General features: G+C 37.4%; 15 protein-coding genes. 5 read left to right on the plus strand and 10 right to left on the minus strand.

The genetic code is table 11. The features are described 5' to 3' along the window. Positions 1–56: 56 nt before the first annotated feature. From U9K52_RS07590 to U9K52_RS07600, 3 genes are all read right to left on the minus strand, one after another. Positions 57–1,358, minus strand: coding sequence for a hypothetical protein (locus U9K52_RS07590; protein WP_322925831.1), 1,302 nt, complete (start codon positions 1,356–1,358; stop codon positions 57–59). A gap of 289 nt (positions 1,359–1,647) precedes the next feature. Beyond that, positions 1,648–4,950 carry a TonB-dependent receptor gene (locus U9K52_RS07595; protein WP_322925832.1) on the minus strand — a complete coding sequence of 1,101 codons (3,303 nt, stop codon included), beginning with the start codon at positions 4,948–4,950 and terminating at the stop codon, positions 1,648–1,650. Between the two features lie 49 nt (positions 4,951–4,999). Beyond that, positions 5,000–5,944: a FecR family protein gene (locus U9K52_RS07600; RefSeq protein WP_322925833.1), complete on the minus strand. Its 945-nt coding sequence runs from the start codon at positions 5,942–5,944 to the stop codon at positions 5,000–5,002. A 234-nt stretch (positions 5,945–6,178) separates the two neighbouring features. On the opposite strand from U9K52_RS07600, the gene U9K52_RS07605 reads away from it, so the two are divergent. The 3 genes from U9K52_RS07605 (at position 6,179) to U9K52_RS07615 (ending at position 8,315) form a co-directional block, all read left to right on the plus strand. Beyond that, entirely contained in the window at positions 6,179–6,802 is a 624-nt protein-coding gene (locus tag U9K52_RS07605) for an RNA polymerase sigma factor (protein ID WP_248392838.1), read from the plus strand. Positions 6,803–7,025: 223 nt separating this feature from the next. Beyond that, positions 7,026–7,706 carry a type 1 glutamine amidotransferase domain-containing protein gene (locus U9K52_RS07610; protein ID WP_248392837.1) on the plus strand — a complete coding sequence of 227 codons (681 nt, stop codon included), beginning with the start codon at positions 7,026–7,028 and terminating at the stop codon, positions 7,704–7,706. Between the two features lie 87 nt (positions 7,707–7,793). Further along, positions 7,794–8,315 carry a DUF1440 domain-containing protein gene (locus U9K52_RS07615; protein WP_322925834.1) on the plus strand — a complete coding sequence of 174 codons (522 nt, stop codon included), beginning with the start codon at positions 7,794–7,796 and terminating at the stop codon, positions 8,313–8,315. 90 nt (positions 8,316–8,405) lie between these two features. Here U9K52_RS07615 and U9K52_RS07620 read toward each other — a convergent pair whose 3' ends face one another. Beyond that, on the minus strand, positions 8,406–9,101 hold the full coding sequence (locus U9K52_RS07620) for a DUF1826 domain-containing protein (RefSeq protein ID WP_322925835.1): 696 nt from the start codon (positions 9,099–9,101) through the stop codon (positions 8,406–8,408). A gap of 173 nt (positions 9,102–9,274) precedes the next feature. Between U9K52_RS07620 and U9K52_RS07625 the strand changes: the two genes are divergently transcribed. Next, the gene (locus tag U9K52_RS07625; RefSeq protein ID WP_322925836.1) at positions 9,275–10,120 is read left to right on the plus strand and encodes a transporter; all 846 of its coding nucleotides are present in this window, start codon (positions 9,275–9,277) and stop codon (positions 10,118–10,120) included. A 74-nt stretch (positions 10,121–10,194) separates the two neighbouring features. Then, positions 10,195–10,416, plus strand: a complete 222-nt coding sequence (locus U9K52_RS07630) for a hypothetical protein (protein ID WP_248392832.1) — start codon at positions 10,195–10,197, stop codon at positions 10,414–10,416. Positions 10,417–10,518: 102 nt separating this feature from the next. Here the strand turns inward: U9K52_RS07630 and U9K52_RS07635 are convergent, their stop codons facing one another. From U9K52_RS07635 to U9K52_RS07660, 6 genes are all read right to left on the minus strand, one after another. Further along, positions 10,519–11,592, minus strand: coding sequence for a glycosyltransferase family 4 protein (locus U9K52_RS07635; protein WP_263603348.1), 1,074 nt, complete (start codon positions 11,590–11,592; stop codon positions 10,519–10,521). A 13-nt stretch (positions 11,593–11,605) separates the two neighbouring features. Beyond that, the gene (locus U9K52_RS07640; RefSeq protein ID WP_322925837.1) at positions 11,606–12,826 is read right to left on the minus strand and encodes a DUF1972 domain-containing protein; all 1,221 of its coding nucleotides are present in this window, start codon (positions 12,824–12,826) and stop codon (positions 11,606–11,608) included. A gap of 128 nt (positions 12,827–12,954) precedes the next feature. Then, positions 12,955–14,028, minus strand: coding sequence for a glycosyltransferase family 4 protein (locus U9K52_RS07645; RefSeq protein ID WP_322925838.1), 1,074 nt, complete (start codon positions 14,026–14,028; stop codon positions 12,955–12,957). Position 14,029: 1 nt separating this feature from the next. Next, complete coding sequence (locus tag U9K52_RS07650; protein WP_248392825.1) at positions 14,030–15,262, minus strand: glycosyltransferase family 4 protein; 1,233 nt, start codon at positions 15,260–15,262, stop codon at positions 14,030–14,032. After that, positions 15,210–15,950 (minus strand): acyltransferase, encoded by a 741-nt coding sequence (locus U9K52_RS07655; protein ID WP_322925839.1) that lies wholly within the window; start codon positions 15,948–15,950, stop codon positions 15,210–15,212. The genes U9K52_RS07650 and U9K52_RS07655 overlap by 53 nt, the downstream gene beginning before the upstream one ends. Then, positions 15,947–18,253: a hypothetical protein gene (locus U9K52_RS07660; protein WP_322925840.1), complete on the minus strand. Its 2,307-nt coding sequence runs from the start codon at positions 18,251–18,253 to the stop codon at positions 15,947–15,949. Before U9K52_RS07660 ends, U9K52_RS07655 begins: the two co-directional genes overlap by 4 nt. Between the last annotated feature and the right edge of the window lie 96 nt (positions 18,254–18,349).

Here is an 18,349-nt window from a genome sequence, read left to right on the forward strand (position 1 = left end):
TATCAGATTAAAAAAGCAGGAAACAGCAGCATCTCCACTATTTCCTGCATTGAAAGTTATTCTACGATTGAGAAATCATATTTAGTCCAGGAAGCAAAGAAATTTCCGCAGTTTCTTGATCCAAGATTAACAGTACCTGAGTTGAAGAACGGCTGAGGCATACCTCCGTTAAGTGTGGTTGCCGTACCTCCGGAAACAGTAAGTGCAGACTTTGTAGATCCTACTAATGAAGCAAAATTGAAAGTATATCCATAAGCCTGTACATTCGTAAAATTAAGATCAGAAAGGTTCACAGGAGCACCGCTTACCGTTTCCAATAGTACCCCAACAGGATAGCCCGTTACCGTAGCATTGTTTAATGTTAATTTTCCATTTCTTCTCACGTGAATTGCATTTTCATACAAAGCTCCGAATGAAGAAGTACCCGCTCCTACAATCGTAAGATTGTTGATTACCGGATGCGTAAATGGTGAAGCAGAAGAACCAGTTCCGTCGTTATCAAGCTCAATACCGTTAGAATCAGGATTAGAACCACTAAGACTGTGCGTAGAATTTTGATCTGCCAATGCCAGAGCACAGTCAATTGTTCCGCTGTATCCGAAATCGAAATCGAAGTTATCATCATCCGATGCAAAAGAAATAAGATTTGATGCATTTACAGTACCTCCGAAGAATTCGAAAGAATCGTCTCTACCGTAAGCAACCTGGATGTGATCCAAAGTAGTACCGCTTCCAACTCCTCCTAAAGTTAATCCGTTGATTTCGTTTCCTGAATTAGGAGCAAGAAGATCGTACCCTGCAAATTCGATACGGGCGTACTTCAGAATTCCGCTGTTGTCTGAAGCATTAGATCCTCCGTACTGGTAATCTGCTCCGGATAACCCTTCGATTACCGTAGTGGTCGGTTTGTTGGTCGGTGCAGCTCCCAGCATGATTACCCCTCCAAAATCTCCAGGCTTAGCGGTTGTGCTTTCGTCTCCATCCAATAAGTTGTAGCTTGTGAAAACAATTGGCTGAGAAGAAGTTCCCTGAGCATCAAGCCTGCTTCCTCTTGAAATTACCAATACTCCGGTGGCCGTATTGGCAGCAGTTGGCTTTGCTTTAATAAATGTTCCCGGCTGAATGGTAAGTACCGCTCCGTTTTTCACGGTTACAATACCATCAAGCTCAACAACTCCGCTCCATGTAGTATTTGATGTAATGGCTCCGCTTACTGTGGTAACAGGAAGTGAAGAAGCTGTTAAATATTCTGCAGAAGCAGACTGCATTTCGAACGGTGTCGTAGCATCTGCTAAAGTTTCATGCTGACAAGCTGTAAGAGATAAAGCTGTAACTGCGATTAAAGTTAATTTTCTCATTGTTAAAGTTTTTGAATGATCAAGCCTTTTATCTAAGTTTTTCCAGACCTGATGTTTTTAAATATTTAGAAATACCCGCCTCTGTATTTCTGCGATTTGGTTATTTTTACCCAACATTACATGAGGAGCTATAATGAAGAGTCCCCTATTTTTCATTGCTGATATTCGGGAAGGTATCAGCTTTTTCCGAATCAATACTGTGGCGCGCATCATCAGTATTATATTGATTCAAATCATCAGGATAAGACCTGTAACATTGCAATGAGCTCTTTACTGAATATTCATTTATTTAGAAAGTATAATTCACGCTTAACCCGAAAGTTCTTCCGTTATAAGCTCTGAACAATATCCTGTCTATATCTTTATCATATTTATCGGTAGCTCCGGGTAGAAGCTCAAGCGCTTCTCTCTGCGTCTGATAATCCGTTCCGGATCCTTTAAAGACTGAATAGGAATTGAAATTATTGTAAAATTCTTTTACTCTGTTAAACAGGTTTCTGACATTAAATTTTACTTCTAAGCTTTTATTCCTTAACAATTTGTAAGAAATCTGTGCATCGGCCACTGCATAAGGCCTCTGGATCTCTTCCCCGATGTAAGCATATCCTACAGTGATGTACTGGTCTCCTTTGGCATTGTACAGGAAGTTCACTCCAAGGCGCTCTCCGTCATATAAAAGTCCAAGATTGTAAGCATAGGGTGTCTGTCCATACAGCGGCCGTTCCACTTCATAAGTCTCATCGGTATCTTCAGTTTTGTAACGGTCTTTAAAAGCGATTACCTTCGTAGTGTTATAGGTAAAGTTTCCGCTGATAAAAAGATGCTGCAGAAAAAAGCTCTCTTGTATAAAACCCAAACTTTTCTTTACCTCCACTTCAAATCCTTTCAGTTTTGCATTTTTTGAATTTCCATTGTATAAAAAAAGATTTCCTTCATTAGAAATAAAACCTTCACGTTCTATTGGCCGATCGATATTTTTGTAGTATAGACCTGCTGAAATAATTTCGCCCAAATTAGGAAACCATTCAAATTTGAAATCATAATTATTGATTACGGAAGAGGTCATTTCCGTATTGTAAATCAACCCATTGGCAACAGGATCAAAATAAGGCAGACCGGTTCTTTCATTAAATTGTGGTCGGATTACCGATCTGTTATACGCAAGCCTCACATTAATTTTACTGGAAGGGCTGTACGTGAAGTTGGCAGAAGGCATCCATTGCCACGGCTTTTCTTCAATAGATCCTTTGGTTACGTTTCTAGGATCATCTGCATCCAGCTGCTGAGAGATAAGTGTATATTTAAAATATTCGGCGCGAACTCCCCAAACCAGTCTCAATTTGTTTTTCCAGCGGTTGTCAAACATGATGTAGGGTGCATGCTGATCTACCTCTCCTTCATATGTATCACTTTTATAAAGCGGTTTGGTCTGCCATCCGATGCCTCCCTGCGTATAGTGTGAACCATCAAACCAGTCTGAAAGCAGACCGTACATTTTCAGGTAATTTTTTTCACTATTGGGAACATCAAGGTTTTCATCCACTTTCAGGAAAAATTTCTGCTGCTCGTTGGTATTGCTTTTCAGAGCGCCGGCATACCCTATTTTGATATCGGTCTTAAAGTTTCCGGCATTCATTTTCCATTTTGCCGAAGCTCCGAAATTATAATCGGTTTCTTTATTTCCGATATATCCTCTTGAAAAATTATTCCCTGAATTATAAATCTGATGGTAGGTTAAAATTTCATTTCCCACAAAATCATAAAAAGTCTGGTACTGCGTATAATCTTTAGTATCTGAAATTACACCTGTTCTTGCAGCAAACCAGTTGATTTCCAACTCTTTTATCTTGTGGTTTCCCTCCAGCTTATTCTGCAGTAAGGTCTGATAAACAGGATAATCCGTATTATCCGTATAAGGACGATCCAGGGCAGCAAGCTGAGAAGGATCGTTATCAGGGATGATCCCATTATAAAAATAATTGTATGAACCTTCTGCCATTGCCGGCTGGCCGGTACCACCGGTATACTCGTTCCATCCCGTAATTCTTGTAAGGGTCTGATCGTAAATATGCGTATATGAGTTACGGAAGGATAACCTGTTCTTTCCCAGCTGCAATCCGAAATTCAGCATTGCTCCGATGGTGGAATTGTAACTGTAAGATGCTCCTTTATTTTTAAAATTAAAAAACTTCACTGGTGCCACTCCCAATTCCTGCCAGTTGTTGATAAGTCCTGCATTATCCAGCCATCCTCCCCTTCCGGTGTGATCTATATCTAGTTTATTTTGTTCGTTCCGAATAGTCAGTGCGCCGGCAAGTCCCCATTTATTATCATTTTTCAATTTAAAGCTTCTTCCCAATGCTAATTGCATATTGGAATTCAGATCTGCCTTTGTCTTATAATTGGTAAAATTATCATTAACAAAACGCTTTGACTGTTCAAAAAACAACGGATTATTCCAATCTGTGTACACAAGGTCTAGAGGAAAATCTCTTGTTCCATCGTCATAGCCGAAGTAATCATATTTCCCTCTTTTCCGGGTAAGAAATTCTTTAAAAGTTGCGATATCATTATAAGAAGTTCCCAGTGTCACAGTTGTAAAATTTTCATTAGGAATGTCCTTTGTTTTTACTTCTACAAATCCTCCGGCAAAACTTGCATTCATATCGGGTGTTGCGGTTTTACTGATCACAACACTTTCCACCATAGAATTCGGAATAATATCAAAGGAAAAATTCTGGTTATACGCTTCGGTGCTCGGAAGATTAATTCCGTCCATGGCTGCCGTATTCCACCTTTCGCCCATCGATCGCACAACGACATATTTATTATCAATAGTAGTTACACCTGTTACTCTTTTCAGAGTTGCACCCAAATCATTATCCGGTGTTTTTGAAATCTGTTCTGCCGAGATTCCATCACTCATCTGAGCAGCTTTTTTTTGCTGCGTTAATAATCCGGCCTGTGTATCTGCTTTTTTTGTCGCCGTGATCACCACTTCTTTTATATCTGAAACTTTATCCGAAACCGGCCGCATGGCAAAAGAAACGGTATTGGTTGTATTATCTTTTACCTGCAGTTTTTCTACACGTAAAGAGTTGTATTTGGGAGATTTTACCATTAACGTGTAGATTCCTGAAGGAAGTTCTATCACAAAATCTCCGTTGTTATCAGTTACGGTTTTTCTGCCTGCAATACTGATTTCTGCACCTGTAACCGGATTCCCGACTTCATCCACTATTTTTCCGGATATTCTTCCGTTTCCCGATACGGAAACTTCAGATGCATTATATTTAACCGAAATAAGATCTCCACGAAGACGATATACTACAGGAAGCCCGGTGGTTAAATCGTCCAGACATCGATGAACAGGAATATTTTCACACTGTATTTTTTTTATTTTTACATCTTTAATATCTGTCTTTGAATAAGCCAATCTCATTCCTGTTTTACCTGCAAATTCTTCCAGCACTTCGATCAAAGACCTTCCTGCCGGAGCCGTAAACGACACTTTCTGTGACAATTCCTGCGCCTCTGCCGCTATCGAAAAAAATATGGCCGCAATGGTAAAACTACATTTCAAACTTTTCATTTCTAGTGTTTACTTTATTATATTGATCTGATTATTAGTTTAATTGGTATTATTTAAGAATGTAGGTCTGCTTTTCTTTTTGTACTTCAAGTCCAAGTATGAAAGCAAGTGCTTCAATATTTTCGTCAGTACTACCACCTGTGAAATCGGCGGTTATTTTCTTTTCTGCAAATTCTTTAGGGTAAATGATACTGATACCGTAGTTTTTCTGAAGAACTTCCGCTACTTCCTTCATCATAACATCATTAAAGCTTAATGATAATAAAGACGGAAATATTTTATGAGTAGTTTTTTCTTTTTCATAAGAAATTACAGCTGCAGTGCGTGAAATCCCGAAATTCGTCCATTTCTGATGAGGCTTCAGAAAAGCGACCGGAGCACCCGCGTAAGAAACGGCAACTTTTCCTTCATAAAGATCTACTGTTTTACTGTTTCCGGTTTGTGTAATTTTAAAAACAGTTCCCAATACTTTTGTACTGAAACCTTCAGCATGTACAATGAACGGATGTTTTTTTGATTTTGCCACCGTGAAAACAGCGTTACCTTTCAGATCAACAATCCGGGTATCCTGTGGAAAAGACTTTTCTACCGTAAGCTGCGAACCGGGAAGCAATATGACAACTGAACCGTCTGCCAGTATTATTTTTCTATTGGCAGATTCTGCATAATATTTGTTCGCCTTAAAGAACGAATGATAGATGAAAAAACCACCTACCGTAAAAAGCAATATGATTGCAGCCGCTATCCGGAAAAAATGTTTTTTAAACGTATTCGAATGATGTGAAATATGTCTTGATGCAAAATAAGGTTCCAAAGAAAACAGAACTCTTTCTCTTGATTCTTTCATATAGTGTTCATCCAGATTTTTTTCCACACCGGTTTTCCATTGCCCTAAAAGTTGTTTTTCTTTTTCTGAAATTTTTTCTTCAGTAACCTCCCTTTCCCAAAGTCTGAAAACGAATGCCTGAATTTCTTTATACTGTAGGTTTTTCATAAATGCCTGATCAACGTTTGCCGTTACATCTATAAAACAGCAAAAATGAAAAACTTCCCCAGCAAGGATTTAACATTGTATTTATATTAGCATCGACTTGTTAACAATTTGCGGTATTTTTTAATCATTTATAAAAATTCATTCCATTATTCATGTCTCATTTTCAGAAATAATTAATATTACATTCCCCAAAGTTCACAAAAAGTTAATTTTCGTTTAGGTAATTTTGCATCAATGAATCAGACGGATCACATCTTATTGAAAAAAATAAAAACAGGCGACCGGCCGGCTTTTATGATACTCTATGAAAGGTATTGGGATGATTTGTACCGTTTTGTTTTTGCACGAACCAAAGACAAGGAATTGGCAGAAGAATTACTTCAGAATCTATGGATAAAAGTTCTGGAAGATACAGAAAGCATCCAGACCGACGGAAACGAAAGTGCAAAAGGGTATTTCCTGAAGCATCTTCATTACCGGGTGATTGATTATTTCAACAGCCATAAAAAAGAATGGGCTACCGTAAGCATTGACGAATCTGAAAATTTTGTACACCTTACTGATACAGAATATTTTGAAATTCTTGACGAATATGAAATTACCGATCTTTTTGCAATGATTGACGAAGTTGTTTCAACACTTCCTGCCACTGAGCAAAAGGTATATGACATGAGAATTCGCAAAAATATGTCGGTAGATGAAACTGCTGAAACATTAGGCTTGAGCAATAAAACCGTCAGCAACAAGCTGAGCAATGCGCTGGGTGAAATCCGGGAACAGCTAAATCCCAAATATCAGTCTTCTAAGAAATTTATTTCTATTATCCTCATGATCGAGCTTCTGATGAAAAGTCAATAGATCAAAGAAATATTTCCTTCTTTTTAATCTATTCATTACATACCACATTTTATTTGATTTTGATCCTGATTGGCAATAAAGTTGTATAGTAGTACCCGAATATGGTGTGAAAAGTACCTTAAGAAAAGGCAGGATTTTCTATTGATAAAACTTGCCATTCTATTGAAAAACAGTACACTTTTCAACCTAAATCTATTAAAAAATCAACCATAAAATAAATACAATGAAAATACTATTCGTAGTAACCTCCCATGATGAGTTGGGAAATACAGGAAAAAAAACAGGATTCTGGGTAGAAGAATTTGCAGCACCTTATTATCTACTGAAAGATGCGGGATTTGATATTACCGTAGCAACCCCAAAAGGCGGACAGGCTCCTATTGATCCGAAAAGTGAAGATCCTGATGCGCAGACCACTGCAACAAAACGTTATTATCAGGATGAAGAAGTAAAAAATATCATTGCCAATACCAAAAAACTGAGCGATCAGAAAGCAGCTGATTTTGATGCTGTTTTTTATCCGGGAGGCCACGGTCCGCTTTGGGATCTTGCTTTTGACAAAGATTCTCAGCAATTGATCCTTGATTTTTACAATAATGAAAAGCCAGTAGCAGCGGTTTGTCATGCTCCTGGAGTTTTTAAAGATATCGTTCTCGAAAACGGTAATCCTTTTGTTAAAGATAAAAATGTTACCGGTTTTTCAAATAGTGAAGAGGAGGCTGTTCAGCTTACAGAGATTGTGCCTTTCCTTGTTGAAGATGAACTTAAAAAATCAGGCGGACACTATACCAGAACAGACGACTGGGGCGTACATGTTGTGCAGGACGGATTGCTGATTACCGGACAAAATCCGGCTTCTTCAGAAGGTGTTGCAGAAAAATTAATGTCTGTTCTGAAGAAATAATTTAGTTTTTTTGAATATAAGATTTTCGGGCGGCCGTTTTCAACGGCCGCCCGAAAATCTGTCCAAATAACAATCTTACATTATAAAATGAATACCATTACAAAAATATTAATAAAGGGAGTTGCTGTAGGACTGATTGCTTCTTATGTCAAATCTCTTGCAGAACCACCACTTCAGAAAATAGGAAAAAAAAAATTTCCGCCCAAAGAAGATGAACTGAAGTTGCGTGGTGCAGATGTAACCCATCAGGCGGAAAATATGCCGCCGGCGGTTTTGGCTAAAAAAGTATATTCTGAGATAACAGGAAAAGAACTTTCATATAATAGCACAATGAAATCCATGAAAATCATCCATTACACGTTAGGAGCATTGATTGGAGTAAGCTATATTTTTCTGACAGATAAAAGAAAAAAATTCACAGCAGGTGAAGGTATTGCAGCAGGAACAGCGGTTTGGGCATTAACCCACGGTTCTACCGTTCCGGCTCTTAATCTACAGGGAAAAGTTTCCGAAATGCCAACATCCTGGTGGGTATGGGAATTCGGGTCACATCTAGTATTTGGCGTAGCGATGGAGCAGACGAGAAAAGTGATTGACAAACTTTTTTAATATCAATTTAATCCCAACGTTTTAATATGTTGTCCCGTCAAATAAAAAGGGATTCTGAAACAAAAGTATAAAATTACAAAGTAGTGCCTACTAACAAATTAACAGAAGACGGTATTCTCCCGGATTTTCCTGCGGGGCCCGATGAATGCAGGGTAAAACATTTTGTCCGGGATGATCTACTGCAAGTCTCCATAGGTTACCCTTTCCTAAATTAACCGGTTTCGCATCTTCATTTGCCGCATAATGAAGGTCAAAAAAGTTGTCTTTCAGAAAATTTTCAAACTCTTCATCGGAGCCTTCGTACAATTTTTTAAGAGATTCTCTTATTTCAGGAATGAGAATTTTCTGCGTGCATTGATCATTCGGGATAAGTTCGCTTGCTGCTCCGTAGTATGTACATAAAAAAGTAGAAGTTTCTATTGGGGAGCGGTCTGCATGATAGGAATAAACATCGGTGGATATAAAATCAAATTCATCATCACGCTCATATTTTTTCAATAAATTAAGGGACGGTGCTGCTCCAAAATCCGACAGCATCTGCATATCCTTTATGATGGTTTCTCTTGCTGTATTCCCTTTTTCAGACAGATCAAGTGCCAAAAGATCATCTATAAAAACTTCTGTAATATTCTCTTTCAGTTTAAGTTTTGATACAATTTCCTGAAAATCGCCTTCCAGATTTCTTTCCCAGCAAACAGCATTCACATTCCCCCGAAATTGTGTTTTTACCAATTCCGGAAATGAGGAAACCAAACCTATATGATGATGTTCTGGAAATGTATTCATAGAATAAAAAGTTTGCATTCAGCCTATGCAAAAGTAATTGCTTTGAAAACAATTTACAAGATGGAATTTCTTGATTGGCTATTATGCCTGCAGATAAATTTAATTTTAAATACCACATATAAGTTTTATGATGAAAATTAGTATACAATTTGCAATAGTCATTAAAAAAAACAATGACTCATCATTACAGTTTCTCCTTATTGGTTTTATCGGCTTTTTTAATTTCTTTCACCTGCAGTGCACAGGAAGAACATGAAAAAAAATATACATTATTTAATCCCGTTCCGAAATCAATGATGCGGGAAATGGAAACGGACCGTCCTGATGTCACAGAATCACCATACACAGTGGATGCCGGGCATATTCAATATGAAACAGATGCCGTACGAATAACAAGAGAAGAATCTGATCTTACGAAAACAAAAACCTTACTAATCAATCAGGGTAATATAAAAATCGGAATTACCGGATCAACCGCTGTACAGATCGGTTTTCAGAGTTACGGCATACAAAAAGAAACTGAAAAAAGCTCCGGGGATATTTCTAAAACGCATGGTTTTGGTGATATTACTTTACGGATAAAACAGAATATTACAGGAAACGATAAAGGCAATTTTGTAATGGCAGTACTGCCGTATGCTAAAATTCCTTCTTCACAATATGATGACGAAAGCCGGTTTGAATACGGATTGATCGTACCTATGCTTTATAAATTTGCAGGAGACTGGAATTTAGGTTTTCAGGTAGAAGTGGACCGACTGAAAGACCAGGACCTTCCCGAAATGCATACGGAAATTTTGCAGACTCTTACCATAAGTCATCCGCTGACCAAAAACCTTGACGGAATTGCAGAAACTTATTATACTTACGATTTTAAAGCACATGAATTTTCAAACTACATTAATGCTGCCCTTCAGATGGAAGTGATGAAAAATTTTAAAATCGACGCCGGACTTAATTATGGATTACAGCACCATTCGGAAAAACATTATTTTATCGGTTTTTCTTATCTTCATTAAATTTAAAAACCTAATAAAGATCGTATTTGCATACAATTTGCTCCATCTGTAAAACAAACCAAATACAAAATATTATGCAGTTTATTGATTTTAAAAAAGAACATTTTAAAGAGGATGAAAATACAAATGATTTCGTGATCGAGATCTCCAAGGCAGAGATCGGATTTGATGAAATCAAAGTACAGGAAAGAAAAGATGATGAAATCTATGAAGACGCAGATTATCAGATCACAGATGATCCTTTAAAGATTACCATAAGAATGAAAAAACCTGCAGACATCAGGGTTAACTTTTAAAATGAATAAATGCTCCGAAAAATTCCGGAGCATTTTCAAAAACTAATTATACATGAAAAACAACTTTAGCTAAACAAAAATTATTAACCAGACCCAGAATCATCATTGTGCATTATTTTCCAATTCTTTCACTTTAGTTTTCCATATGGTAAAGAAATTAAGAACTTTAATGCATTTAAAAATGGCCACAAAAGCAATCAATGATACCAGAAAGGTATATATGGAAAAGCTTTTCAGAAAGATGTATTGTGCAGCAAATATGGAAATATTCATCATCACAAAAAGTATTGTAATTTTTTTATGTGATATTCCCAGCTGCAGAAGGTAATGATGAATATGGGATTTATCTGCGTTAAAAGGTGATTTACCCTGCAATACCCGGTCTGCATATACTCTCACGGAGTCGATCATCGGGATGGTAAACACAAATAACAGGAAAAATAATCCATGAGGGAAACCGGACGCCGGATGATCAAATTTTGATATATAAATTCCTATTGACACCAGAAAATATCCTAAGAATAGTGATCCCGAATTTCCCAGGAAAACTTTATTCTTTTTTGAAAAATTATATCTGAGAAAAGCAGCAATACCTCCTATAAATAACATCACCAGTTTCATCAAACCGTAATTTTTTTCGATAACGGCAATCGCTAAAAGCAAAATGAAGCCAATTCCGGCAACGCTTCCTGCCAGTCCGTCTATACCATCAATAAGGTTAAAGGCATTCACTGCAGCTGCAATCACCAGCACCGTAATTATATATTGAGCAAGCACGTCAATTTCATAGATCCCGAAAAGTCCGTATAAAGAGGTAATTCTTATTCCTGAAGAAGCAATAATAATACTTATACAAATCTGAATTCCTAACTTATAGATTGCCTTGATATCTGTTTTATCATCCATAGTCCCCACCAGAAGCATTATATAAGAAGTAATGATTATCGGTAAGATTTCCTCTACATCCTTCATGCTGGTTAATCCGCCAAGCAATGCCACGATAATACCTATCGCTAAGCCACCAATAAGCGGAATGGCTTTCTGATGCACCTTCCGGGCGTTAGGAACATCAACTAATTTAAATTTTTGGGCAACCATCGTCATCAGCGGAATGATGCAGATCGACAGGGTAAAAGCAAGAAGCCCATACACGGTAAGTTCTGTAAAATTTTTCATAATGGTTTAATTTTTAAATCCTGCTTTTAGCATTGTTAAATAACTGTATATTCTGCAGATGACTGATATTATATTTTTCAAGCATTTTTTTATCCAGCCTTGAAATTTCAGGATAGACATTTTTCTTTGCTGTAACCGAAAAACTCTCCTGAATAACCTGGCTGTACTTTTCGGCGACAGTGTTCCATACATATTTATTTTCCGCAATTTTTTTCATTCTCAAAGCGCATTTCTTAATATCAGCCTGCGTAAGGGTCTTAAGGAGGTTTTCCAGCTCTTTCTCATCAGAAAAATAGAAGGCCTGGTCGCCTGTTGTCGTTCTGTTATATGAAACGCCATAGCAGATAACAGGTAGCCCCAAAAACATCGCTTCTACTAGAGAAGGATTGGTTCCTCCAGCCGAATGCCCGTGAATATACAGAGAAGCATTCCCGCGGATCATATCTAATGTATGCTGGTCATAAATAGGATCAAGAAGACTGATATTCTCAAAAACAGAAAATTTTTGCTTCAGATCTTTTCCATAATGACTGTTTTCCCAATTACCGACTAACACAAGGTGATGCTCAGGATTTTCACTAAAAACTTTTAAAATCGTTAAAACATTATTTTCGGGCTCTATCCGGCATACTTTTACTGCATATGGCTTTGATAAAAAAGGATAGGTCAGAAAATCCTGTTCTGAGGGAGCAGCATTTACTCTTGTATGATCTGCACCATATTCAATAACCCTGCTGATGGTTTCATACCGTAAAGACGTATAATCCTGAATTGACTCGTTATCTGAAATATCAATATGGGAATATTTTACGGCCAGATTTTCTGCAAACCACAAATATAGTTTTGCAGCCAGCGGCCATTTATCTCTCTTCCATTCGATTCCGTCAATAGAAATAATTATTTTTTTATTGGTGAACATTCTTACAAAAGGCAGAAGCCACGCCCCCGCAACTCCGAGAATGAGCAACACATCACTGCAGCGCAATGCATGCAGGATAGACCAGCTGTCGTAGAATATGCTCTGAATTCCGTTTGCATCAAGAGGAATGTATTTAAGTCTGCTGCCTTTCCAGCTTTCTTTTCTTTCTTCCCTGCTGTATTTTTTTGATGAACAGTACACCGTAAAATCATAAGTATCAGAAAGTTCTTCTACAAGATGTTCCGTAAGGGTTTCAAATCCACCGTATCGGGCAGGAAGTCCGACAGTTCCGATAATAGCTACTTTAGTTTTCATACGATTATATTTTTATAAAATCTATACTATTGATATTCCAAATTCAAATTAAATTACAAATAACTGATTTTCAAATATTTAAATTAAAAATTAAATGACCATTATTCCAGATTCCGGAAAAACAACCGTTAAATGGAAATCATCTGCACACAGGTTTCTTCAAAATAATCTTCTGAAAACATCAGACTTTTTTGATATGCCGATTCGCTGAAAGATTTGTAAATTTCTTCATTACACATCAGATAATGGATTTTGCCGGACAGCTCATATACGTCTGCAGAATTTATAAGAAAACCGTTTTTATTTTCGTTTACCAGTTCTGTGATTCCTCCCACCGGCGGGACTATTGCAGGAAGCCGGTAGCGCATTCCTTCCAGAATCGTTAATCCGAAAGTTTCCACCCATTCATCCGGTCGGGAAAGGTTAACAATAATGCTTGCTTCCCGGTAAAAAGAATGGGTATCAGTCTGGGTTGGATAAATTTTAAGATGATCCGGTAAAGTTTTTCCTTTAAAATAAATATCGATCTCCTTCTGCGAAGCATTCAGCACCAGTTTAAAAAGATACGTCCTGTTTATTTCTGCAAGTTTTACAAATTCATCTACCCCTTTGTAAGACTTTAAAGAGCAGATCATTAAAATAATAGGTTCTTTACCGTAAATACCATGGGATTGATCTGCCTTTTCAGCAAATTCGCGCTCCAGAACATTATAAAGAAGTACCTGATTTTGAACAATCGGTTCTTTTTTCATCAGATAATCTGAAACAAAAACCCCTTTTGAAGCCGTTAATCTTGCGATTCCGAACAGAAAATCTTTAAAAATTCTAGGTTTTACGGAAGTTTCATGGATATGATAAATTATTCTGCAGCCCCGTAATTTTCCCGCAATAGCTGCTCCAAAAGGAAGCACGGTATTAATGTAGATAATATCTTCCCTTTTCAGGAATAACAGAAGCTTAATCGTAAGAAAAAGCTGACTGATAAAAAAGCTACAGATTTTTATCAGCGGGTTCTGAGAAAACCGGTACCAAATCAGATGGCGGGCTACTTTAGGCAAATCTGATAAAAAGCCTGTACTCCCGCCGGAAGTAAATAAGTGAACTTCTATATTTTTTCCTGTCCAGGTTTTTAGAAGCTGCATTAATACCTTCGGGCTTCCGCTATAGTCGTTTAATAAATGTATGGCTACAATTCTGTTCATATTACATTTTGCTATAAATTTCATCCAGGTGCTCTCCCCTTTTCTCCCATGAAAACTTTTCAACATATTGTTTTCTGGCTCCCAGGCTTAATTTTTTTCTGAGAGGCTCATCTAAATACACTCTTATCAAAGCAAGACTCAATTCTTCCAATGTTTTTTTATAACTCTGCTTCGGAACGGCAATACCACAGGAATGATTGATAAATTCTCCGGGACCTTCATTTTGCAGGCAGATCACCGGCAAACCGAAACAGAGTGCTTCAGGCACTACCATTCCGGCACCTTCGTGGGAAGGAAAAAGAAATACCGAAGCGCTGTCATACAGTTTCATAAGTTCTTTACGCTCTACCCATTCTTTAATTTCAATGAAATCATTCATTCCGCTGCGTTCAATCAGGCTTTCGTAGAGCGCTTTCTGTTCTCCTGCTCCTACAAGGATGAGTTTGCATTCGGACTGTTTTTTTTCCGGAAGCTGATTAATAAATTCTATAAATGAGCGTATCGTTAAATCAAAACCTTTTAAAGGGACAAACCTTCCCACACTTATTACCGTAAATCCTGATTTAGGGCTGATTTCCTCATGTTTCTTAAAATCTTCCGTTGCAACTGAAGGACACAGAGAATAGGAACTTTCAGCAAGATTCAGTTTCTGCGGAACACTGGTATTCATACACCAGATATGTCCGGAATGTCTGATGGTATTTTGTAATGAAGACGAAAATTTCCAGAAAAAATTCTTAACCATCCACGTAAGCCTGTCTTTTATAAAATGTGTTTTCGAATACATATTTAAGTATTGACCCGGAATCAGCGGGTGATGCCCTACCGGACCCCAAACCATTGGTTTACGGAGTTTCCAGAGAAAACTCGGGGTCCAGTCATTATGGAAATTTATATTGTGCGTGATATCAAAATCCAGTTTCTGTTTTTTGATGAAAGAAACGATGCCTTTTTGCCATAGGTAATAGTACAGCAATGCTCCTCTGCTGCCTTTTTTCCAGAACCTCATCCAGTAAGGAAGGTCAAAATAAAGGAAGGTGATATTTCTGTGCACACCGTCCGGATGTTCTGAAATGTATTTTTCTATATTTGCCCTGTTGTTTTCCCGGGTAATCGCAATTACTTTCCGGAATCTCGCAATCTGGCATACAAAATTCCAGCCCATTGCATCTTCGGATCCTTTATATGGATTTACGGCATAGCAACTCGCCAATATAGTCTGATTCGTTTTCATAATTTCTTGTTTTTATTAGTTTTGCAGGAACTCCTGCGATGATACTGTTTGCGGGGAATGATTTTGTGATAACGCTTCCTGCTGCCAGAATGCTTCCTTCCCCTATTTTCACACCGTCCAGAATGGTAACTCTGCTTCCGATCCAGCAGTTTCTTCCTATTTTAATTCCTTTCCGGCTTACCCCCTGAAGCCGGATGAAAACATCAGGATTTTCATAATTGTGATTTTCCGGGTGACAGCTTAAGTATTGTCCTGCAATGCAGTCATCACCAATTTCCAATCCTCCTGCACCACCGAGATAGGCAAATTCTCCGATACCGACATTATTTCCTATTTTGATCTGTTCTCCGATATTGTTCATGGAAGTGGATAGAATAATCCGGCTGAAAGCCCCGATGGAAACATTATTGCCAAACTCCACTCCTTTCTTTCCCAGTGCGGAAACATAGACGTCATTTCCCAATCTTAAAAACTGTCCCCATTTTATTTTGGAAAGGTTAAAAAAACCTACCCGTTTTCCCAACAACATTCCTTTTGGATTTTTAAGAAATAAAAGAACGCTTAATCCGCGGAGCATGCTGCACGCCTGAATCCAGATCATCTGCATAACCGCACCGGAATTCAAACCAGGATCTACTGTGAAATCCGGGTTTCTCATTTTTACAATTTTCTCGATCAATATTTTCATTTTGCTGTGATGATGCTGTTCATGATGATATCTAAAGTGTCATTCAGATCATTATTCTCAATTGCAATGTATTTTGCACTGTTATTATGCTTTCCCAGTTTCGAGAACAGTTTATTGTATTCTGCATTGAGATAGGAGATCGACTGATAAGAAAGTTCTTCTTTTCTACTGAGAATCTTCTCTGGTGATGCATACAGGAAGAAGTTGAACTTCGGTTTCATTAAGAAAAAATACCCGCTTTCGGCAATTGATTTGGGAAGTTTAATATTACTCCTACGGGCATCGGCCATAAAATCAAAATAATACCGGTCATACAGAACAACTTTACCACGCAAGACATATTTCAGATAAATAATAAACTGCCCGATGATGTAATCCGTATAATAATAACAGAACCTTGCAAAAGACGAAAATGTGTTGCTATTGCTGCCTTGTCTTGGCAATGAACTGACTACATCAAGATGCGCTTTTTCTTTCCCTTTTATCCAGACGCTTAAAATCGGTAGTAAAGAAGGTCTGTGCCTTAAAATTTTCACCGGTCTGCGGTACCGTTTTTCAATAAGATTCGAAATTTCCGAAATGACTGTTGATTTTCCGGCACCGTCAACACCGCTGAAGGTCATAACAAATCCTTTTTCTGAGAATGTGTCTTTGATATATATGAATGTGTCTTTTAAAAAGGATATTCTTCGTTTTGCATTCATTTTCAGCTGATTAACATGACTTGTTATTTTTACAAGCTTATTTTCTGAAATATTTTTTTCAGTAAAACCTCTGTAATATTCCGGTATCTCACTGCCGTTAAGAGTATAGAAGTAATGCAGGTATTTGGCGGTATCACTGTCGCAGGCTGTTTTAACACCATATTCATTTGAAACAGAGTGCTTGATGACTTTATTCACATTCATAAATTCAAAACCTTTCCACTGGATTTTCAGGATCAGGTCAAGATGAAGAATCTGCTTGTCATTTGTAATAATCCTGACTCTGTACATATATGATTTTTTTGAAACTACCACACGTTCTGCAAGACTGTTCCTTTTCAGAAAACGAATTAATCCTTCTGCATTTTGCGAAGACATCAGAATATCAATGTCAGAATCAAGGCTTAGCTTTTCAGGTTTCTTATCGTGAAATTTCAACGCTGCGTAAGGAATCGTGTGAAGACTGTCAAAAATATCCATGATCAACAGCTCCCTTTCCGTATATATTTCTTTTGCAAAATGGTTCAGCGCTTCTGTCCAGGTCTTCAGCAGCCAATGAATCTGAAGATGCCATTCCTTTTGTTCCGAATATATTTTAAGGTAAACTGATATGTTGATTAAAAGATAAAATTTCAGGTGATGATACAATTCATCTTCATTAAAATGAAAAGTAAGCCTGTTTTTATGTCTAATTTCGTCTAGGATAGATTTCCAAGATCTTTTATCAATTAAAATTCCTTTCTGAATAATGAAATGAAAGAAATCGAATCCTTTAGGCTTTTCGCAGGAAGCCAGTTCCCAATCGTAAACCGACAGCGTATTATGGTGAAGAAAACAATTCCATGGAGTGAAATCACCGTGAGAAAAAGAAAGGCTGATACGTTCGGTTTCATCTACTTTTTCCAATAGGGAATTCAGCTTCCTTAGCAGATTCGGCGGTATTCTTTCATCGCTTAATGTATTAATTTCTTTTTTCAGCATCTGAAAATACCTCCATTCTGATATTGAACAACACCGCTGATATTTCTGTGTAATACCCTGCACTGTTTTAGCATGAATTCTTCCAAAGGTATTGCTTCGCTTGCCTTTTTTTGACATATCATCGGTCTGTAGAATATTGCCGTTGTGTAAGACCGTTTTCGGAACAGTATATAACCGGCTGGCGGAAGCAAAGCGTATGTTGGCAAATTCATTGATCAACAGGTCTTTTGCTGTTTCCGTACAGGCAATTTTATAAAAACTTCCCGCTGTATACAACAGAGCCTTATTATTAGGTCCGGGTGTTCCGGTGAACATGGCCCAGTCTGATTTGATATTGAAAATAGGATTTCCCTCAACTTTATAGTATAAGATTTCTTTTTCGAAGATCAGATTTTGCAGACCAAGTTCAAATACCAGTTTTACCGCTATTGCATATAATTTTGCTTTAAAAGAAGAAGCATTATAAAATTTTAAAAACAATGGTTTTTTTGATTTTGAATTCCAAAACCAGCGTAGAGAACCGTCTGTGTTTCTGATGTAAGAAAAAGATATTTTAAAACTTTCAGGCTGTTCTTTGGCGTACAATTTATATCCTGTATTTTTAAATAAAGTCTTCATAATTCTTGCTTTTATACAAAGAGATATAAATACGCTGCTAAAAATATAGTTATTTGATTATCAATAATTTAAACACAATAAAAAAGATACCTTTTT

Source organism: Chryseobacterium sp. MHB01 (assembly GCF_034651565.1).
In the GTDB taxonomy this organism is placed as follows: Bacteria; Bacteroidota; Bacteroidia; order Flavobacteriales; family Weeksellaceae; genus Chryseobacterium; species Chryseobacterium nepalense.